This is a genomic window from Rhodococcus sp. LB1 (assembly GCF_001583455.1).
Taxonomy (GTDB): Bacteria; Actinomycetota; Actinomycetes; order Mycobacteriales; family Mycobacteriaceae; genus Rhodococcus_F; species Rhodococcus_F opacus.
Genome location: NZ_LTCZ01000382.1, coordinates 1 through 809 on the forward strand (window position 1 = coordinate 1; position 809 = coordinate 809).

Sequence of the window (809 nt, forward strand, 5' to 3'; positions counted from 1 at the left end):
GGGTACGGCGGTGCTGTGTGTCAGAGCCATGTTGCCACCACCTCTTCATGCGCGTTCCGTAGGGTTATAGCCTACGAAATGCGCACATGGTGCGCAACCCGGTGGCGTCTGCGGACTTGGGGCGTGCAGTCGGCCGCTCGCTCACTGGTTTAGAGATCGAACCTGGATCGATTGCCGAGCAGCCGGCGACTGAATCCGGCTCTCGGTCGACCTCCAGGAGTAGTGGCCTCGCGGTAGCCTCAGCGGGAGTTCTTCCCGGCGGGGGTTATCGGCGGAAGTGCTGTAGGTACTGGGCCTGCGGTTGGCGCATCGCCGCAGTCCCACTCACTTCTCTTTGTTTGCAGTGTCATTCACGTGGATGACACCGGTTGGCTCGGGAGAATCGACTCGCTGACGCCGTTCGTACACGCGGCGACATGATGTTTGCCAGGTTGTGTCCGCGACTGAAACGAACCGATTAGTATGCGCAGTTGATGCGACGGACGTCGGAAGCCAGACTTCGGCTCTTGTCCGGCCGCGCAGGGTTGGTGCGGTTCCGGGTCGAACGAGGGTGGTTCTGCCCGCTGAGGTGGAGCATATCGACGTGGTGCTGGGGTGGACCGAGTCGGAGGTCGAGGTCGATGCGTCCGCGCTGTTGTTGAACGCGGAGGGGAAGGTTCGCTCCGACGAGGATTTCGTGTTCTACAACCAGCCCGAGTCGACAGACGGGTCGATCCGGTTCCTGGGTACGAGCGGCACCGAGGAAGGTGCGCAGGCGCGGATCGCGATCGACCTGTCCGCCGTGCCGGCGGACGTGCACACCGTGGCCC

The 809-nt window shown here is 63.2% G+C and carries 1 protein-coding gene; it reads left to right on the plus strand.

Annotated features, from left to right (window positions below; translation table 11 throughout):
• Positions 1-583 precede the first annotated feature (583 nt).
• Positions 584-809, plus strand: a 226-nt coding sequence (locus AZG88_RS36405; protein ID WP_231914322.1) for a TerD family protein, incomplete at its 3' end; no start/stop codon positions are given.